This is a genomic window from Alteromonas sp. RKMC-009, assembly GCF_003584565.2.
GTDB lineage: Bacteria > Pseudomonadota > Gammaproteobacteria > Enterobacterales > Alteromonadaceae > Alteromonas.
Genome location: NZ_CP031010.1, coordinates 808,572 through 827,954, shown reverse-complemented (window position 1 = coordinate 827,954; position 19,383 = coordinate 808,572). Strand labels below are relative to the sequence as shown.

At 50.0% G+C, this 19,383-nt stretch carries 18 protein-coding genes; 6 read left to right on the top strand and 12 right to left on the bottom strand.

The annotated features are described in order from the left end of the window. Nucleotides 1-97 precede the first annotated feature (97 nt). The 3 genes from DS731_RS03615 to efp form a co-directional block, all read right to left on the bottom strand. Nucleotides 98-2,497, bottom strand: coding sequence for a TonB-dependent receptor (locus tag DS731_RS03615; RefSeq protein ID WP_119500042.1), 2,400 nt, complete (start codon nt 2,495-2,497; stop codon nt 98-100). A gap of 211 nt (nt 2,498-2,708) precedes the next feature. Then, entirely contained in the window at nt 2,709-3,686 is a 978-nt protein-coding gene (epmA, locus tag DS731_RS03610; RefSeq protein WP_119500041.1) for an elongation factor P--(R)-beta-lysine ligase, read from the bottom strand. A 93-nt stretch (nt 3,687-3,779) separates the two neighbouring features. After that, a complete protein-coding gene (gene efp, locus DS731_RS03605) occupies nt 3,780-4,349 on the bottom strand; it encodes an elongation factor P (RefSeq protein WP_119500040.1) in 570 nt (189 codons plus the stop codon). A 36-nt stretch (nt 4,350-4,385) separates the two neighbouring features. Between efp and epmB the strand changes: the two genes are divergently transcribed. After that, a complete protein-coding gene (epmB, locus tag DS731_RS03600; protein WP_119500039.1) occupies nt 4,386-5,411 on the top strand; it encodes an EF-P beta-lysylation protein EpmB in 1,026 nt (341 codons plus the stop codon). Here the strand turns inward: epmB and DS731_RS03595 are convergent, their stop codons facing one another. Further along, nucleotides 5,412-5,603: a hypothetical protein gene (locus DS731_RS03595; RefSeq protein WP_119500038.1), complete on the bottom strand. Its 192-nt coding sequence runs from the start codon at nt 5,601-5,603 to the stop codon at nt 5,412-5,414. A 145-nt stretch (nt 5,604-5,748) separates the two neighbouring features. Here DS731_RS03595 and DS731_RS03590 point away from each other — a divergent pair, with 145 nt between their 5' ends. Then, nucleotides 5,749-6,060, top strand: a complete 312-nt coding sequence (locus DS731_RS03590) for a hypothetical protein (RefSeq protein WP_119500037.1) — start codon at nt 5,749-5,751, stop codon at nt 6,058-6,060. A 7-nt stretch (nt 6,061-6,067) separates the two neighbouring features. Here the strand turns inward: DS731_RS03590 and DS731_RS03585 are convergent, their stop codons facing one another. Beyond that, nucleotides 6,068-7,357: a hypothetical protein gene (locus DS731_RS03585; RefSeq protein ID WP_232373471.1), complete on the bottom strand. Its 1,290-nt coding sequence runs from the start codon at nt 7,355-7,357 to the stop codon at nt 6,068-6,070. Nucleotides 7,358-7,437: 80 nt separating this feature from the next. Further along, nucleotides 7,438-8,109 (bottom strand): HAD family hydrolase, encoded by a 672-nt coding sequence (locus tag DS731_RS03580; protein WP_119500035.1) that lies wholly within the window; start codon nt 8,107-8,109, stop codon nt 7,438-7,440. 171 nt (nt 8,110-8,280) lie between these two features. On the opposite strand from DS731_RS03580, the gene DS731_RS03575 reads away from it, so the two are divergent. Then, nucleotides 8,281-9,459, top strand: a complete 1,179-nt coding sequence (locus DS731_RS03575; RefSeq protein ID WP_119500034.1) for a GGDEF domain-containing protein — start codon at nt 8,281-8,283, stop codon at nt 9,457-9,459. A gap of 3 nt (nt 9,460-9,462) precedes the next feature. Here the strand turns inward: DS731_RS03575 and DS731_RS03570 are convergent, their stop codons facing one another. Further along, nucleotides 9,463-11,085: a PAS domain-containing sensor histidine kinase gene (locus DS731_RS03570; protein WP_119500033.1), complete on the bottom strand. Its 1,623-nt coding sequence runs from the start codon at nt 11,083-11,085 to the stop codon at nt 9,463-9,465. A 199-nt stretch (nt 11,086-11,284) separates the two neighbouring features. Between DS731_RS03570 and DS731_RS03565 the strand changes: the two genes are divergently transcribed. Both DS731_RS03565 and DS731_RS03560 read left to right on the top strand, forming a co-directional pair. Further along, the gene (locus tag DS731_RS03565; protein ID WP_119500032.1) at nt 11,285-11,737 is read left to right on the top strand and encodes a GNAT family N-acetyltransferase; all 453 of its coding nucleotides are present in this window, start codon (nt 11,285-11,287) and stop codon (nt 11,735-11,737) included. Between the two features lie 15 nt (nt 11,738-11,752). Continuing rightward, the gene (locus DS731_RS03560; RefSeq protein WP_119500031.1) at nt 11,753-12,379 is read left to right on the top strand and encodes a LysE family translocator; all 627 of its coding nucleotides are present in this window, start codon (nt 11,753-11,755) and stop codon (nt 12,377-12,379) included. 85 nt (nt 12,380-12,464) lie between these two features. Here the strand turns inward: DS731_RS03560 and parE are convergent, their stop codons facing one another. Then, on the bottom strand, nt 12,465-14,357 hold the full coding sequence (gene parE / locus DS731_RS03555) for a DNA topoisomerase IV subunit B (protein WP_119500030.1): 1,893 nt from the start codon (nt 14,355-14,357) through the stop codon (nt 12,465-12,467). Between the two features lie 709 nt (nt 14,358-15,066). Between parE and DS731_RS03550 the strand changes: the two genes are divergently transcribed. After that, the gene (locus DS731_RS03550; protein ID WP_442858448.1) at nt 15,067-16,872 is read left to right on the top strand and encodes a DPP IV N-terminal domain-containing protein; all 1,806 of its coding nucleotides are present in this window, start codon (nt 15,067-15,069) and stop codon (nt 16,870-16,872) included. Here the strand turns inward: DS731_RS03550 and DS731_RS03545 are convergent. From DS731_RS03545 to nudF, 4 genes are read right to left on the bottom strand one after another with little or no spacing between them, the layout of a single operon-like run. After that, nucleotides 16,850-17,428 carry a YqiA/YcfP family alpha/beta fold hydrolase gene (locus DS731_RS03545; protein WP_119500029.1) on the bottom strand — a complete coding sequence of 193 codons (579 nt, stop codon included), beginning with the start codon at nt 17,426-17,428 and terminating at the stop codon, nt 16,850-16,852. The genes DS731_RS03550 and DS731_RS03545 overlap by 23 nt on opposite strands. Then, entirely contained in the window at nt 17,425-18,159 is a 735-nt protein-coding gene (locus DS731_RS03540) for a metallophosphoesterase family protein (protein WP_119500028.1), read from the bottom strand. Before DS731_RS03540 ends, DS731_RS03545 begins: the two co-directional genes overlap by 4 nt. Next, nucleotides 18,159-18,554, bottom strand: coding sequence for a DUF1249 domain-containing protein (locus DS731_RS03535; protein ID WP_119500027.1), 396 nt, complete (start codon nt 18,552-18,554; stop codon nt 18,159-18,161). The genes DS731_RS03540 and DS731_RS03535 overlap by 1 nt, the downstream gene beginning before the upstream one ends. Nucleotides 18,555-18,592: 38 nt before the next feature. After that, nucleotides 18,593-19,219 carry an ADP-ribose diphosphatase gene (nudF, locus tag DS731_RS03530; RefSeq protein WP_119500026.1) on the bottom strand — a complete coding sequence of 209 codons (627 nt, stop codon included), beginning with the start codon at nt 19,217-19,219 and terminating at the stop codon, nt 18,593-18,595. Nucleotides 19,220-19,383: the final 164 nt, after the last annotated feature.

Here is a 19,383-nt window from a genome sequence, read left to right as displayed (position 1 = left end):
GTCAGTATAGCGTCTCGCCGGCCCGGCTTCACGCAGCAAACTGACAGATTCAGTTACTACACGAACACACACATCACCATGCCGGCATGCCAGGGACTTAAAACACGGCTCTTACACCCACCGAGAAGTTGCGGCCGGGCAGCGGCGCTAAGTCTTTCAGGAACGACGTGTGTACACGGGCCTCTTCGTCTGTGATGTTGTCTGCAGTAGCGAAGAGCACCCAGTCCACCCCGGCAGATGCGATGTCATATTCAACACTGGCGTTCAGCAAGGTGTAGCCATCAGTTGCAGTTTCATACGGTGCAGTACGGGTTTGGTCGTCATACCATTCCACACCCACTTCACCGGAAAGTGATTGCCCCTGATAACGGATTGACGAGCCGATACGCAAAGGCGGAATGCGTGGCAAGTCTTCGTTATCCAGTTTGGCACGAATGTAGTCACCATATAAATCCACACGCCATTCACCGGTAATGTTGTAGAACACCTCGGCTTCCATACCGTATAAGTCAGCATCGGATTGCCGGAAGTAGTACACCGGCGTGCCCTCTTCCTCATGACCTTCCTCTTCTGCCCCTTCTTCCCCGTGTTCATGCTCTTCGGTTACAGCAATCAGGCCTGTACCACTTTCATAAATGTAGTTGTCTACCTGGTTGTAGAACAGTGACGCAGTGTAACCCCAGTTGCCGCTGAATTTACGGAATGTGAGATCCAGGTTGGTACTGACTTCTTCATCTACACTTCTGAGCGTGTCAGATAACTCACCTTCATCATCCAGTTGATACACCAACCCGACTTCATAAGTCCGGGTCGCAATGTGCTGACCACCGGAGAACAATTCCTGCTGACTTGGCGCACGTTCATTACGGGATAATGTCAGTGCGGCAGAGTAACCCGGCTGATACTCCCAGTTTGCACCGGCAGAAACCGAAACACTGGTGAAGTCATAGTCAGGGAAATTGAAGACCATAGCCTCTTCTTCATGTTCTTCCTCTTCCTCATGCTCTTCTTCATCAAGATGCTCCACATGAAGTTCTACTTCAGCGTCATCTGCATCGTAGGAGGTTTGCTCCAGACGACCACCCAACTCAAAAGTCACGTCGCCCACTTTCTTCTGTTCAATCAGAAAAACAGCTTGTGTATCTGTGCTGGTTGGCGGGGAAAATGCTTCTTCACCAATCGCTTCGTAATCGCTGTCCGTCAGCTGGAAACCAAATACACCATGCCATCCGGCAATACCGGTATGGGCAATCGTCAGCTTGGCATTCACGCCTTCATTATTAAATTGCGTACCAATTTCGCCATCTTCAATTTCAACGTGGGTGTAGTCTGTATAAGCAGCAGAGAACCGGATGTTATCAATGCCGGCAGTGGGCGAATGCCATTCACCCGCCAGTTGATAGCGGGTCATATCCACATCAATTTTGGTACCTTCTTCTGCGCCTTCTTCTTCTGCCGCTTCCTCTTCTTCTTCGTGGTGGTGATGATGACCGGGCACGCCATACAGGTTATCCAGTTTTTCTACAGAAAAGCCGAAGAAGCCTTCATCCTTTACATAGCTGATACCGGCATTGAAGTCGGTTGTATCCATATCTGTACTGGCCAGTGTGCCGAAGGTGGCATCATCATCCGGCTCAGCCTCTGAGTAGCCGGGAATATCCACGTCATCGGTTTTGCGTTTGAAACCATCGAAGTGAAATGCCACATTGCCGGTTCCGGTGGTCACGTCCACCTTACCGAACTTACCGTTGTCCACAGTGGAATAACGCATTTCTGCTTCCCCTTCTGTGCCGTATGGCATTTCCTGAGGAATACGTTTGTCAACCACGTTGACCACACCGCCGATCGCGCCGGAGCCATATTGTAATGTGGCAGGACCGCGCAGTACTTCCACCTGAGTGGCACTGGACGTGCTGGCCGCTACGTTATGATCAGGACCAATTCGTGATACATCAGATACATCCAGGCCGTTCTGCACAATTTTAACCCGCGGACCACCGGCACCACGAATGACCGGACTGCTTGAGACTGGTCCGAAGTAACTGGAATGCACACCCGGAACGGTTTTCAGCGTTTCACCCAAAGTCGGCTGTTGTTTTCTGCGCAGTTCTTCAGCGCTGATAACCGATACCGGCGTCACGCTTTCCAGTACAGAAGTTTGCATAGCGGTAGCGGTTACCGTGATGTTTTCAATGGAAGCTGGCAGAAGCGTAAAGTTAACCTGCTGGTCTTCAGAAACAGGACCTAAATCTTTATCACCATGCAGATATTTCGGCGTTGCCACATGAATATGGACGTCTTGAGCGGTGACATTATCCATTGAATAAATGCCATTTTCGTCGGTATAGACTACGCGCCTTGAACCTTCTACTGAGACTTCTGCTCCTGCAACGGGAGCGCCGGCTTGATCTGTGACTTTACCGGTTATAGTAGTGGCCAGTGCGGCGCTGCTGAATGCTGTCATCATAGCAACAGCGATAAGAGAGGGAGTATGCATGGTTGAATCCGTTACTGCTTTTATCTATTTTGTGATGTTATAACATTTTTAAACGAATTCACATTGAGGTCAACGGCAATTTATCGACAACACCTGCAGTTTATCGATGATATAACATATCATTTTAAAAAACGAGAATTCACGGTGGGATGAACTGCCGTTCAGGGTGAAAAAAAGCAGAATTAACGGTGAAAGTATGGATAGTGGCGTATCAGGCCCGCGATACAGGAAACGCAATAATGTCCTGAATATGTTCAGCACCGGTTTTCAGCATCAGCAAACGGTCGATGCCCAGCGCCACACCTGCGCAGTCAGGTAATCCCTGCTCCAGCGCAGAGAGGAAATGCTCATCCACCGGCAGTTCCGGTAAACCGGATTGACGGCGCTGTGCATTATCATTAAGAAAGCGCTGACGCTGTTCTGCAGGGTTAGCCAGTTCGTTAAATCCGTTCGCCAGTTCCACGCCTTTAAAATACACTTCGAAACGATCAGCAGTACGGGCGTCATCTTCATTCACTTTTGCCAGTGCTGCCTGCGAGGCTGGAAAGCCATAAACAAAACAGGGTACGGCAGCGCCAATACGGGGCTCGATGTAAAGACTGAACAGCAGTTGCAGCAGGGTGTCTGCGTCTTCCGGCATGCCGGCATGCATATCCAGCCCGCATTGCAAAGCGGTTTGCTGCAGAAGGTCCACTGTGGCGGTAAGAGGATCGACGTTTAATTCCCTGAGGAATACATCCTGATAACTGATTTTTTCCGCAGTTCCGGTCGACAATGTCAGTTGCAGCAGGGTGTCCATTTCTGCCATCAACTGATGATGGTCATAGCCGGTACGGTACCACTCCAGCATAGTAAATTCAGGGTTGTGAAAGCGCCCTGCCCCTTCATGGCGAAACGCTTTGCAAATCTGATAAATCGAACCGTAGCCTGCACACAATAACCGTTTCATGGCGTATTCCGGCGACGTTTGCAAATACAGGGTTTCCTTGCTGCCTGTCACGCTGTGATCAAACTCGCTTGAAAAGGCAGCCAGATGTACATCGGTAACAGTCCCGTGACTCAGCAATGGTGTATCGACTTCGAGCACATCTCTGCAGGCGAAGAAATCACGGATTTGGCGCAGCAGTTCAGCCCGCTCACGCAAATTATTCAGCGATGCGGTGGGTTGCCAGGGAGTATTTGATGACATGTGATCGGATACGGGAATTATCGGGCCGGAGAGGGCATAAGAATATATCCGGCCGGTGCACGTAAGTGCGTACCGGCCGGCAGCGGGTTCAGATTACTTCTGCGCCCGTGATACGTACTCGCCGGAGCGGGTATCCACACGGATAACTTCACCGGTTTGAACGAATAAAGGTACACGAACAACAGCGCCGGTAGACAGCGTAGCAGGCTTGCCGCCGGTTCCCGCTGTATCGCCTTTCAGGCCAGGGTCTGTTTCAGTGATTTCCAGCTCAACAAAGTTAGGCGGTGTGACTGTGATAGGTGAGCCGTTCCACAGTGTGATGGTGCACACATCGTTCTCTTTCAGCCACTTAACGTTTTCGCCAACCGCTTTTTCGTCTGCTGCGATTTGTTCGAATGTATCGTTATTCATAAAGTGGTAGAATTCGCCGTCGGTGTACAGGTAGGCCAGTTCCGTATCCATCACGTCTGCGCCTTCTACGGTTTCACCGGAGCGGAACGTTTTTTCCAGAACTTTACCGGAGATCAGCTTACGGATTTTAACGCGGTTAAAAGCCTGACCCTTACCCGGTTTTACGTATTCGTTTTCCAGAATGTTACAAGGTTCGCCGTCAAGCATGATCTTGAGGCCGCCTTTGAATTCGTTAGTGCTGTAAAAAGCCATATTTTTCTCTGCCAATACATAAGGTGTAAATACGAAGTGGCGCAAATAATACCTAAAAATCGGCTGTCTGTAGAGACAAACTGGCAAAAAGATCTTGCAATGGCGTTTACCCGCCCGGAAGACCTGCTGGACTATCTGGATCTCGATGTAGATCAGCTGGGTCATCACGGCGCTGCCAGACGGTTATTTCCCATGCGCGTCCCCCGCCACTTCGCCTCATTGATGGAAAAAGGTAACTGGCATGACCCGTTACTCCGCCAGGTAATGCCTTTATCTCAGGAATTTGAAGCCGCCCCGGGCTACAGTACCGACCCGCTGGATGAACATGACACTGCCGGTAAGGGTTTATTACATAAGTACCAGAGTCGCGTACTGCTGATAGTAAAAGGCGGATGCGCTGTAAACTGCCGCTACTGCTTCCGTCGCCACTTCCCCTACGCCAACAATGCGGTGAGCAAACAGGAATGGGAAAACGCCATTGCTTATATTGCTGCCGATCCGGCCATTAACGAAGTCATATTCTCGGGCGGTGATCCGCTGATGGCAAAAGATACCCATCTGGCCTGGCTGGCCGGTGAAATAACACGGATCCCTCATATCCGCAGATTACGAATTCATACGCGTCTGCCGGTGGTGCTACCCCAGCGACTGGACGCAGAGTTCATTGGCTGGATAACGTCATTGCCGGTGAAAACAATTCTGGTATTACATGCTAACCACGCCAATGAATTCAGTCCGGCACTGAACGACCGTTTACATGCATTACGCAGACACGGCGTGACGCTGCTCAATCAGGCAGTATTATTGAACGGCGTTAATGATACGGCTGATGCACTGGTGGATTTGCAGGAAGCCTCTTTTGAATCAGGCGTGATGCCCTACTACCTGTATTTGCTGGATAAAGTACAGGGCGCGGCCCACTTTGAAGTACCTGACGATAAAGCCAGAACATTAATGGCGGAAGTGATAAAGCGCTTACCGGGTTTTCTGGTACCGAAACTCACCAGAGAAATCGGTGGCCAGCCCGGCAAAACGCCTGTCGACTTACATATTCACCCGTAATTACGCGTAGGTATCGACGTTGGCACCCAACGACGGATTACCGGATGACGGTTTTGGTACGTCAGCGGCTGATTCCAGCAGCTGAAGCGTTGCTTGTCCCTCTTGTTGTTGCTGGCTTTTCGCCATTTTAAGAGAGGCCAACTCAAGCGACGCACCGGATGTTGCAGATGCACCAGCACCTTGTATATCCATACCAGTTTCCTTTGTTGCTTGTAGCAAAGTAAAAAAGTAGGCAGAATTGCCCACCTTCATCAGCGTACTCCATCATTAATGATGCAGTACGGGTATATCGTTATCGACCATACACTCATAAACTTTAGCAGAAATCCGGAAAGTCATGCAGGCAATTAACGAACAACTTCAGGAAACCTTACAAACCCTCTACCGCAAAGCGATAGATGCCGATGCGGTGCTGGACCAGTTACAACAGGTTCAGAAAGGCAAGTTTCAGGCAGTATTCGCAGAAGACAGCGGATTTGAAACACAGGCAAAGCGTTTCTCGCCCTACGTGGAAGAAATCGCCCGCGACTGGCAGGCCATCAAAGACGCTGACGAAGCGACCTTCAAAGCCGGTCTGGCTCCGCTGGTGAAAAAGATAGAACTGGCGCTGACGACCCTGTCACAGTTTCAGGCGGTAGGCAAAGCCTGACCCGCCCTCAGTTGTCTTCAAGTTGGTAAAGAGGCACCGTTGCAAGACGGGCCTTTATCTTTGCCACTTCCTGCAGGTAGGCGTCGCTGTCTACCCGCTCAAACTGTTCAATAAACTGGTCTTTCGACAATCCCTCTGCCAGACCGTCAACCGGCGGCATGATCACATCGTCGTCATGCATGTCAGATAATAGTTGCTGCACCCGGACAGCATGAACCGGTGACGTTGCCACACGCGCAAACTCAATGCCGGCCATATCAGCAGTCAGATCCACGAAAGAGTAACCGCTTCCGCCCATAGCACGGTCCATCAACTCTTTAAATTCGCCGATTGCCAGTGTGACACCCTGCTCGCTTAATACTTTTAATGCAGCGGAAATCAGAAAGTGCCTGGCAAGGTCATTGCGGCCCCGCAATAATGGTGGCGTTAACGGTTTCAGAGCTTTATCGGCATCAGGCTGAACGTCTCCGACAAAGTTGGCAACCCGGTGATGGCCGATAAAAATTGCCAGCGCCAGAATGGCTGCACGGTTATGTTCCGCCGCGTTTTCCGGTGTGCTTCGCTGAGCAGCGCGTTTCATGGTCAGGCGGATAAAATCCACTGCCGGTTGCGGGGTATCCGCCAGGGTAATATCCTGAAACGAGATGTAGCGCAGGTAATAGGCCGTTAAGTCCCGGAGCTCGTCGTCCTGATCCACCGATAAACCATTTTTGACTTCGTTCAGATTGCGCAGGAAGCCGTCCATAGGACGCAGACTGACCATCATTTCCTGTTCAGTCATACTGACTTTTTCAATCTGCTCCCTTGCCTGGGTGGCGATATCACTTTTAGTCCAGCGGTTAACCAGCCACTCGGCCAACCCTACCGCCAGATGTCCGGGTATATGTAAATCGCCAATTTTCACTTCATCCAGCAACAGAAAATTAGCCGGCAAAATCGTGGCATCAACGTTCAGGTAACTGTCAAATAAATCCACCGGAATAGCAATGCTGGCTTGTAAACGGGTGGCATCGGGGTGCACAGTTACCTTACCGCGGAAGTCCGGCGTAGCACGCTGTAAAAAGCCCACAATGGAGTCAAACTGTTGAGTTGTGATGGTAATAGTGTGGCCCTGATGGCGATCTGAAACACTGGATTCCAGCTGAGCCAGCAGTTCATGTACAGTATCGGCATCTGCCACCTGTTCCGCTGCTTTTACATCAACCACAGGTTCACTTTCTATCATCAGTACAATCAGTCCCGCCACCAGCAATACACTCACCAGCAACGCTATAATGACACCACGTAATATTCGCAAACGGATCCGCCTCTTAAACCGAAGGTTATTATTCTTTGTGAATTCCGGAATAAATTCAATCCCGGTATGTCTTCAGACAATCAGGACTCTAACATCCACCATGCCTGAAGGGATGAATATCTGGATGTGGCATCGTTAAAATTGTGTCCGGCTGAATGGACAGTGGGTATAACGACGCATGGCACACCGGCGTTCACCGCTGCCCGCATACCATGTTCAGTGTCTTCAACGGCTACACATTCATGGGGTTGGCGTCCCAGCTTTTTCATGGCGAGTAAATAGCAATCCGGTGCCGGCTTGCTGTCAGTCACATCTTCAACGGATACTGTTGCGGAAAACATATGACGAAGGTTCCGGGCCTCCAGCGTGCGCTCTACTGAAATACGGCTTCCACCGGTCACAATGGCCAGTTGATAGCCGCTCTGGTAACACTTTTTAATGGTCTGTACCGCGTGAGGCATCAGAGGAAAAGGCTGCCCGGCAAGATACCGGCGGGTTTGTTCATGTTTTTCTTCCGCCAGACTTTCTGCGGCAACGGGCAGATTAAACATTGTCACTGCATCAACCGCGTTTTGGGCAACAGGAATACCGGCCATTACATCACTGTAAAAAGCTTCACTCAGGCTCACACCATGCTGGCGGAGCACGGTTCGCCAGATTTCATAATGCACCTGTTCAGAATCAATGAGGGTACCGTCATGATCGAACAAAATGGCGCGGGTTGACTGGCTGATTGCACGGGGAGATGTCATAGGGTGTGAATGTCCTTGTTTAAGCGGGTATCTCATTGAAACTAACCTTACCCCGGATTCGGATCAATCTTAATCCGTTCATCGCATTAGTATTGAATTGCATCCGGTATTGCTGCAAATTACTTTTCCATATCACGGATTTCGATATTTCTTCCCTGACGTGGAACTCACATGGACTTGTTTACGCTTTCCCTCTGCACGGTTTTACTAAGTGCAATGATGGCTATTACGCTGTCAGCTCTCTTTCTGACCAACACCGCTGATAAAGCTATGCGTGACTGGTCCCTGGCCGGTGTATGTTTTCTTGCCTGCAGCCTGTTAATCCTTGTTGCGTCAGTTCGCACCGTTCCCTGGCTTCTTACCCCTGTATTATCTAACACACTGTACATCGCCGCCCATGGTTTTGTGCTCAGCGGGATTACATCCCAAACCCGCTCGGTGAACAGCCACCTTTCCATTGGCGTGTTTTCAGCTTTTGTTTTGCTGATGCATTTTAACGATGCAATCAGCAGCAATGTGGAATTCCGCATGCTGGCCATTTACCCGGTTATGCTGACATTAAACCTGCTGAGCGTCTTCCACTTGTGGCGCTTCAGACACTCGGCCCATGGTAAGAGTTATTGGGCTGTCATGACGATTATTCTGCTTTTCATTGTTCACACCGCCGGCAGTGCTGTGGCAATTCTTCTTTTCCCTGACCACCTTGAGTTCCTTGGTAACGATATTATTCAGACCACTAATTCACTGGTTGTGCTGTTGTACATTTCCGGCCTGACACTGGGATTAATATTTGTTCACGCCTGGAAACGGGAAGTCACCCTTAAAACCGTATCCAGAACCGACGCGCTTACCGGCTGGTTTAACCGTCATGCCCTGAATGAATCTGCCAGCAGAGAATTTATCCGCTGCCAGCGTAATCAGCTATCCTTCGCGTTTGTGACTTTCGACATCGATTTTTTTAAAAATGTAAACGACCAGTACGGACACACAACCGGTGACAGAGCCATTCGTCATATTGCGAATGTCGCCAGGGAAGCCACACGGGAGTACGACTATCACTTCCGTCTTGGCGGCGAGGAATTTGTGATCATGCTGGCAGGGCTGAAAGTCAGCGATGTGAAAGCCATTGCTGAACGGGTGCGGTTCGCTATTCAGTCAACGCCCTTGTGTATGGTAACCGAATCCCTTCCCTTGTCTGTCAGTGTGGGAATGGCCACCATGGAACAGGGCGATCTCGGCTGGCATGTGGTGCTGGAAAGAGCTGATGACGCACTCTATGCGGCGAAAAAAGGCGGACGGAATAACACCCGCTTTCTTACCGCAAATGCGTTGTCACTGGTCAAGGGCTGAACATTACAACAGCCGGTCAGTCACTTTGAACTGAATGGTAAACTCTACGCCTTCGCCTTCTTTGCTTCTGCATTTGATGCTTCCGCCCAATGCATTCGTAATAATATTGTAAGTGATATTTAGCCCGAGTCCGGTGCCGCCGGTACCCCGCCGCGTAGTAAAAAACGGGTCGAAGATTTTCGGTGCATTTTCCTCGCTGATCCCTTTACCGTTATCTTTGTACACCAGCAAAAATTCGTGACTGTTCAGCTCACTGAGCGTCATGGCAATATGTCCGCTGTCACGCTCACTGAAACCGTGATTGACTGAATTGACTATAAGATTGGTCAGTACCTGAGACAACAAACCCGGGTTAGTAATAACATTGAGATTATCAGGGCAATGAATATCAACCACGACACTGGCTTTTCGTAACACCGAGGCAAGACTGAACACCACTTCATCGAAGTATTGCTTCAGGTTCACCTCGCGGTCTTCCTCGCTGGTCTGGTCCACCGCAACTTGCTTGAAGCTTCTCACCAGATGAGCGGTTCTTACCAGATTCTTTTTCACGATATCAGCGATTTCATTGGCACTGTTAAGGAAGTCTTCGAAGTCGTTTTCTGTCAGGCTGCCTTTCTCGTAACGCTGACGGATATCTGTGCACTCTTCCATTAATTGGGTTACCCCCGTCAGGCCAATGCCTACCGGCGTATTTATTTCGTGAGCCACCCCCGCCACCAGTGACCCTAAACTGGCCATTTTCTCCGACTCGATTAACTTATCCTGAGTTTGCTTCAAATCATTGATCATGGTTTCAAGACTGGCATTGGAGTCTTTCAGAGCCGCATTGCGCTCTACAATTTGTAATTCCAGTGCTTTCTTTTCAGATATATCCCTGGTGATGGCGTACAGCACATCATCTCCGCCAAGAGTAATTCGGGTGACAATAATTTCGCACCAGAATTCGGACCCGCAGGCTTTTTTGTGCACCCATTCGAACCGCACACTGCCTTTATTAAATGCGTTTTCGATGATCTCTACGGCAGCCTCTTCAGACGGCCGGCCATCCGGCTGATATTCGGGCGAAATATCCATGGGCGTCAGACAAATAATGTCCTCTTTTGTACTGAATCCCAGTTGATCGAGAAAGGCGCGGTTGCAATCCAGATAGTGCTCGCTGGTGAGCAGGCATAATCCGTCTACTGACTCATTGAATAGTGTTTCAAAGGCATCTTTCTGTGCAGCGATTTCCAGTTCAAGGTTTTTCTTTTCAGAAATATCCCGCCAGTTTGCATGCACCACAACTTCGTCGTTCATCATCATTTTTGTGATGATGACCTCCGCCCAGAATGGCTCTCCGCTGAATTTAGAATGCAGCCATTCAAACCGTAAACTCCCCTCCTCCATACAACGCTCAATGAGCTTTGCGCCTTTCTCAGCCGACACCTGACCGTCAGGCTGATATTCAGGGGAAAAATCGAAAGGTGTCAGGCCGATGAACTGTTCTTTATCAGCGATACCGACCAGATCCAGCATCGACTGATTACAATCGAAGAATATACCTTCGCGGAAAATACCCAGACCATCTTTTGAGGCCCTGAAAACGGCCTCAAATCCGTTATCGTGTAAGCTGATGTCTTTCATTGAAAAATGTTCCGAAGCCGGATCGCTAAAAAAGAAGGCAGCCTGATTGCCGCCTCATACAAAAATTAGCAAAGATTGACCAGAGTGCCACCTGATATGCAGGTGAAATGAAGGACTATGCTTCCGGAATGCCGGTGCAATAATCCGGTAAGCCTGATACATTTCCCTTATTCATTTTAAAGACAATGCAGATAATACTATGCTCAACTGGCAATGCCTGACTTTCGGTGAGCTAACAACCACCCAACTGTACGCCCTGGTTCAGGCACGAATAAATGTGTTTGTCGTAGAGCAAAATTGTCCTTATCCTGAGCTGGATGATAAAGATACTCAGGCCGGTGTTCGTCACCTGCTTGGTTATGAGAACGGAGACATAGTCGCCTACGCCAGGTTGTTACCGCCCGGGCTCAGCTATCCTTCAGTCAGTATTGGCAGGGTGCTGACAACCAGCCAGTGTCGCGGTTCGGGACAGGGATACACTCTGATCGAAAAAGCATTAGCGTACTGCGCTGAATATTGGCCGGAGCAGGATATTGAAATCGGCGCACAGGAACATCTGGCAGGTTTCTACGGAAAATTTGGCTTTACGCCGACATCCACCATGTATCTGGAAGACGGTATTCCCCATATTGATATGAAACTCACCCGTTAAAGAAAGGAGCCTTACATGTCCGGTATTCAAAATTTTGAAGCCTTTGTGCTAGCCAGCATTATGCTGAACCTGATCCCCGGCCCGGACACTTTCTATATTCTGGGCAGAAGTATGGCGCAGGGTAAACGTACGGGTATTGCATCTGCACTGGGCATTTCTGCCGGTGCGGTTTGTCATACGCTTATGGCGGCGGTGGGTCTGTCTGCATTAATCACTGCCTCACCGGTTGCGTTTACAGCCGTAAAATGGGCAGGCGCCGCTTACCTGGTGTATATGGGAATTAAAATGGTGCTCACCCGTCAGTCGGGGTTGGGCGGTAACGGTCCGCTCACAGATCAGAGTTTTGGCGGCGTATTTCGCCAGGGCCTGATAACCAACGCACTGAACCCGAAAGTTGCTTTGTTTTTCCTTGCTTTTCTGCCTCAGTTTATTGCACCTGACAGTACCAGTCACTTCACCAGCTTTCTGCTTCTGGGGCTGACTTTCGTCGTCACCAGTTCAGTATATGGCCTGTGCCTGGCGACGGCATCAGCCTTTATCAGTAAAAAACTGCGGGAAAACCCGGCATACCTGAATTATTTAAACAAATTTACCGGCACATTACTGGTAGGCCTGGGTGTCAGGCTGGCACTGGATAAATAATCCGGCCGGGTATTCAACGCGGTATCCAGAATCAAAAATAGCCACAGATGTGGCTATTTTTAGTATTAATAAAGGCAGCGGGGCATTACACCACTTCGGCCATATTCCCTTTGCTTTCCAGCCAGGACTTTCTGTCACCGGAGCGCTTTTTAGCCAGCAACATATCCATCATCTCTAACATTTCAGTGCTGTCATCAATGGTAAGCTGAACCAACCGGCGGGTATTTGGATCCATGGTGGTTTCACGTAACTGGATAGGGTTCATTTCACCCAGACCTTTGAAGCGTTGCACGTTCACTTTGCCGCGTTTTTTCTCAGCTTCAATACGATCAAGAATACCCTGCTTCTCACTTTCATCCAGCGCGTAAAACACTTCTTTACCCACATCGATGCGGAACAGCGGCGGCATGGCAACGTATACGTGACCGGCATCTACCAGCGCACGGAAGTGACGAACGAACAAGGCACACAACAACGTGGCAATGTGCAAACCGTCTGAGTCGGCATCAGCCAGAATACAAATTTTCCCGTAGCGCAAACCGGATAAATCCGAAGAGTCAGGGTCAATACCCAACGCAACGGAAATATCGTGAATTTCCTGTGAACCCAGTACCTGAGAAGACTCGACTTCCCAGCTGTTCAGAATTTTTCCCCGCAGCGGCATAATGGCCTGAAACTCACGGTCACGGGCTTGCTTGGCAGAACCACCCGCAGAATCCCCTTCCACCAGAAACAGTTCTGAACGGGTAATATCCTGACCGGAACAATCCGTGAGCTTACCGGGTAGTGCCGGGCCCTGCGTCACTTTCTTACGGGCTACTTTCTTATTCTGGCGCAAACGACGCTGGGCGTTGTTAATACACATTTCCGCCAGGGCCTCTGCCACATCAGTATGCTGGTTCAGCCACAAACTGAAAGCATCCTTCACCACGCCGGACACAAACGCTGATGCCTGACGGCTGGATAAACGTTCTTTTGTCTGACCGGCAAACTGGGGATCCTGCATCTTCGTCGACAGAATGTAAGCACAGCGGTCCCAGATATCATCAGGGGACAATTTTACACCGCGGGGCATCAGATTACGGAATTCACAAAATTCCCGCATAGACTCCAGCAGGCCCTGACGAAGACCGTTAACATGGGTACCGCCCTGAGCAGTAGGAATAAGGTTTACGTAACTCTCGGTAACCAGTTCGCCACCTTCAGGCAGCCACATGACAGCCCAGTCCGCAGCCTCGGCATTGCCGGAAAAGTTGCCGATAAAAGGCGTGTCTGCCGGCAGCGTTTCAAACTCCTGCACAGCCTGATACAAATAGTCCCGCAAGCCATCTTCAAAATACCACTCGGTGGTATCGCCGCTTACTTTGTTGTCGAAGCGGATGCGCAGCCCGGGACAAAGCACCGCTTTAGCACGTAAGTTGTGCACTAAGCGGGAAACAGAGAATTTAGCAGAATCGAAATACTGAGGATCAGGCCAGAACCTTACGCGGGTACCGGTATTCCGGCGACCACAGGAGTCGATAACCCGTAACTCTTCCGCCTTTTCACCATTGGCAAAATCAATCTGATAGACGTTTGCGTCACGGCGGATAACCACTTCGACGCGGGTAGACAGAGCGTTAACAACAGAAATCCCTACCCCGTGCAAACCACCGGAAAAAGCATAGTTTTTATTGGAAAACTTACCGCCGGCATGAAGCTTGGTCATGATTAATTCCACACCGGACATTTTTTCTTCCGGGTGAATGTCTACCGGCATACCCCGGCCATCGTCAATGACTTCCAGCGACTGATCTTCATGCAGGATAACTTTGATATTCGTCGCGTGTCCGGCCAGCGCCTCATCCACACTGTTATCGATAACTTCCTGACCGAGGTGATTTGGCCGCATCGTATCGGTATACATGCCCGGACGGCGTTTAACCGGGTCCAGACCATTGAGGACTTCTATCGCTTCGGAATTATATTGATTAGACATAGTGCTGCTTATTCCAGGACGCTGTTTATTATAGGCACGGGCGTGCCACAGTTTTAAACGATGTTAGCAGGCATCAGTTATGTGAGCAATTGCCCGTTTGCGTCCGGCGGGCATCTGACGCAGACAGAGACGCTTTACCTTTGCCCGGAAAACTTCGTAATCTGATGTCTCATTATTCAGGACGAAGAAAAAATAAAAAGAACCGGGAGAAACCGTGAAATTTGCGCATTTAGCTTTGTTATCCACTCTTATTGTCACTTACACCCCTGCCTCACAAGCATCATCGCCGGACGCTGCTGACTTTGAAGCTGCCGTGTCACTCAGGGAAAACTGGAAGACCCTCACCCGCGACATTGTTTTCCCCGCAGACTGGCAACCAGACAATGAGACATTCATTTACCGCAAAACAGTAGCCGGCGGCTTCACCTGGTTCAGTGAGTCCGTATCCGGTGCTAAGCCGGTGAAAGCGTTTGACCATGACATCATTGCCAGAGGACTGTCGGCTGCCCTGGGCAGTGAAGTATTGCCATCAGATTTACCCTTGTCTCATGTCACGCTTGATAATGAAAATGACACCCTGCATTTCAGTATGGACTATGAGAACTGGCAATGCAGTTTGTCCCGTGCAGATTGCCGAGCGCAGGAGTACGACCTTTATCGCCCCAAAGCGTTTGGCGTGGTTCGGGATTTAACCGTTTCGCTGGATGATATGGAGTCGGCGTCACCGGATGGTAAATACCGGGCCATGCAGGAAGGCTATAACCTGGTAATAAAAAACAGCAACGATGACATTGTTTATCAAACTTCAGACGGCTCTGCAGAAAATCAGTACGACATTGCTTCGGTAAAATGGTCCGGCGAAAATGACGCGCTGGTGGTCATCCGTTTTGTGCCGGGAGAAGCCCGGTATGTGACACGGGTGGTGGCAGCGCCTGAAAACCGCTTGCAGCCTGAGGTGGTTAAACAGCTCTACCCCAAGCCCGGTGACCGTGTTGATGCCGACCAGCCTGTACTGATTAACCTGACAACATCATCACAACAGGATGTGGCACGTTCACTGACAGATCAGGCTTACATCATCAGCGGTATTTACTGGCATAAGGATAACCGTGCGTTTTCGTTTCACTACACCCGCCGCGGCCACCAGCAGGAACGCATCATCACGGTGGATAAACAATCCGGCCGTGCAACCGTTGCCATTGAAGAGAACGCTGAGACCTTTATCAACCGCTGGCGAGGCTTTTATCACGATGTAAACAAGGCGGGCAAAGAGCGAATCTGGTTATCTGAGCGGGACGGCTATGCCCACCTGTATTTATATGACGGGGATAATGACAGCCAGCCGCAACAAATTACGCAGGGGAACTGGCCGGTGCGGGAAGTGGTGCATGTTGATGATGAAGCCCGCCAGATCTATTTTGCTGCCAGTGGCATGAATGAAGGCGAAGATCCCTACTTCATGCATTACTACCGGATCAATTTTGACGGTACGGCACTGACACCACTTACCGGCGCGAAGGCAAATCACGAAGTGCGCTTCTCTGATGATATGCAGTGGTATGTGGATGTGTATTCAAGACCCGACCTGCCCAATGTGGCCGAACTCAGACGCACAAAAGATGGCAAATTACTGCGCACACTGGCGAAGCCGGATATTTCCCGCCTGACCGCTGCCGGGTTTACTGCCCCTGACGTATTTGTGGCAAAAGGGCGGGATGATAAAACAGACATCTGGGGCCTGATTGTGAAACCACAGAACTTCGATGCGACAAAGCAGTATCCGGTGATAGAGAATATCTACGCCGGCCCCCATGACAGTTTCGTGCCTAAAAGTTTCTGGCCGTTTGGCTACCATTCCGGAGGCGATAAAATCATTGGTATGCAGGCGCTGGCAAATATGGGTTTCATTGTGGTGCAGATGGATGGCATGGGGACGGCAAACCGCTCGAAAGCCTTTCATGATGTGGCGTGGAAAAACCTTGGCGATTCAGGTTTTCCCGACCGGATAAAATGGCATAAAGCCGCTGCCGCTCAATATCCCTGGTATGATATTTCAAAAGGCGCAGGCATTTACGGTGCCTCTGCAGGCGGCCAGAGTACATTGGGTGCGCTGGTGTTCCACCCTGAATTTTATACCACCGGTGTTGCCTACGCCGGTTGCTATGATAACCGCATGGATAAAATCAGCTGGAATGAACTGTGGATGGGATACCCTGTCGATCAGAGCTATGTGGCCTCATCGGCGATGGAACATGCCGGGGATTTACAAGGCAACTTATTGATAATTAACGGCGAACAGGACAGCAACGTAGATCCGGCGTCAACCATGCAGGTCGTCGACAAACTGGTAAAAGCCGGCAAAGATTTTGATTTGCTGATCATTCCGGGCGGAGAGCATTCTGCCGGGCGCTCAACCGGCCCGGTAGACTATGTCCAGCGCAGACAATTCAGCTTTTTTGTAGAAAAGCTGCAACACAGCCCCCTGCCGGATTTTAATCAAGAAAGCGGAAAATAGCCGGCAGGTGTTTTTCAAAACCGGTAAAACTGTGGTCGCCGCCCTGCTCAATGATAAGGTCGCTGTCAGCGTACTTTTCCTCAGCCTGGCGGTAATCAAGGGTTTCATCACCGGTTTGCAGCAGTACCCTATAGCTTTCCGGTGCCGCTAAACTTTCGCTGTCCATTGCCTTCAGCACCGCCATATCATCCTGCACAATCTTAAACGGCTCACCGGTATACGGGTTAACATGCTCACCGACGTACTTAAGCAACAATTCGAATGGCTTTACCGCAGGATTGATTAATACCGCTTTGCCGCCGTACTGCTCCACCAGCCAGGTAGACAAATAGCCTCCCATTGAACTGCCTATGGCGCGCAGACCCGTTTCTGTCAGTTGGGGATGAGCCTGAATATAGTCTGTCAGTTGCTGCCCCACCTGAGAAGGGTAATTCGACAGTTGCGGGATATGTAGCGTGATATCCGGCCGGTGCTTTTCACACCAGGCAAGAGTTTGCTGCGCTTTTACTGATTTAGGTGAGCTTAGAAAGCCGTGCAGGTACAACACGTGAATCATTCAATTCTCCTGACTGAAGAGGTCCATTCGCCATCAGGCGACAACATAATTTCCCGGAATCCCGGGGGTAACGCAGCAGTGCCAAATTCAGGGTTTAGCTGCCATTGCCAACAGGTCGACGGTACTGACAGCACGGGTATCCCTGCGGCTTCATAGCATAATCCGGCATGCACATGACCATGTATTGCCAGAGCGATACCGGTAGCGGACTCAAGCCAGGCTAGCAGATCCTGCGGATTTTCTAATGCGTGTTTATCCATCCAGCTACCGCTAGGCAAAACATGATGATGCAGTGCCAGTAAGTGAAAACAATTAGCGGTACTGTTGATATCTGCACTCACCGCCTGCAATTCTGCCGGCAGAATTTGCCCCCGGGCGCCCTGAAAACGGGTGTCGAGCCCGTGTACTTTCCAGTTATCGATACACCAGGCGTTTCCGGCATGAAGAATGTGATCAGCGAATATAGCTTCAAAGTGAGTGTTACTGTCATGGTTTCCGGCAATGACCCGCCATTCACAGCCGGGCAGATACCGGTCCATCAGTGACAAAAAATGCCGGTAGCTTTCTTCGCTGTTATCGCCGCTCACATCGCCGGTAATTATCACATAGTCCGGCGATTCCCCGGCGGCACATTCAAGCACACGGCTCAATGACTGATAAGGATTTACACCGTATCCTGTCTGAGCATGATCGGCGAACAGGTGACAGTCGGAAAGTTGCAGCAGCCGCATTAAACCGGGGCCGATACCACAGGTTTATTTTTCAGACAAAACTGCAGCCATTCTGCAAGAAAGATATTAATCATCAATTTCTCATTGCGCTGGCGCATTTTGCTGTTGGGATAATCGTATGACGGGGCAAACGCGCCGGTGTTCTGGCTGGTGATGACTTCAGCCATTCTGGCATCGTGATACAACCTGACAGACATAGACGGTTTCAGATATTCCGGCGTGCCGGTACTGTTTTGAGAAACCGTCAGCGTGGTGGTGTAACGGGCAGCCTCATCAATGGTAATTTGATAAGTGAACTGCTCAGCCACGGAAAACCGGTAGACAAGCGATTCGGTATCACAGTCCGGCAGCAAACGCAGGAAACGGCTGTAGTTCAGTTCACACAGTGCCTGCATGCTGGGAAGATGTGGTACATATTTTCGCGTTGTCTGATTCAAACCTGACTCCAGTTTTTCAACAGTACTTTTTTATGCATGAAGAACCATTGTAGCGCAATTATGGTAGCAGCGTTGTCAATGCGGCCATTTTCCAGCCATTCAAGGGCGTCTTTTTCTGCTACACGGTGAACACGGATATCTTCTGACTCATGATCAAGGCCGTGAATACCGCTGGCGGTAGTGGCATCCGTGGTGGCCATAAAAATATGAATACGTTCCGTGGTGCCGCCCGGACTGGCTAGGTAACTGGTCGCTTTACTCAGTTGCCTGAGTACAATACCGGCTTCTTCTTCAGCTTCGCGGCAACACACATCCGCTTCGGTTTCACCTTCATCGATAATGCCGGCGATCACTTCAATTAACCAGGGGTTGTCACTGGTGGCCATTGCCCCTATCCGGATTTGCTCTATCAGTACGAATTCCTGCGTATCAGGATCGTAAGGCAACACGGCAACGGCATGACCCCGTTCAAATATTTCACGGCGCACTGTATCGCTCCATCCACCGGCAAACAGCTTGTGTTTGAAGTCGTAACGCACCATTTTAAAAAAGCCCTGATACAGTGGCGTTTTTGCTTCAATCTTTATATCGTTTGAGTTAAACATCCCGATTTTTTTGCTCATTTACATTCACTCTCGCATGTAAAAGCCTTATGATACTGGTCAACTTGAAACCGGCTGTTTAATCACCATTTTGGTTTTCTGGTAAAAAGCCGTACTCAAGCTTACAGAGAAAAGCGGCGATAACATATTCTGTTACAGTTAAACACGCCCTGTTACCAGAACAG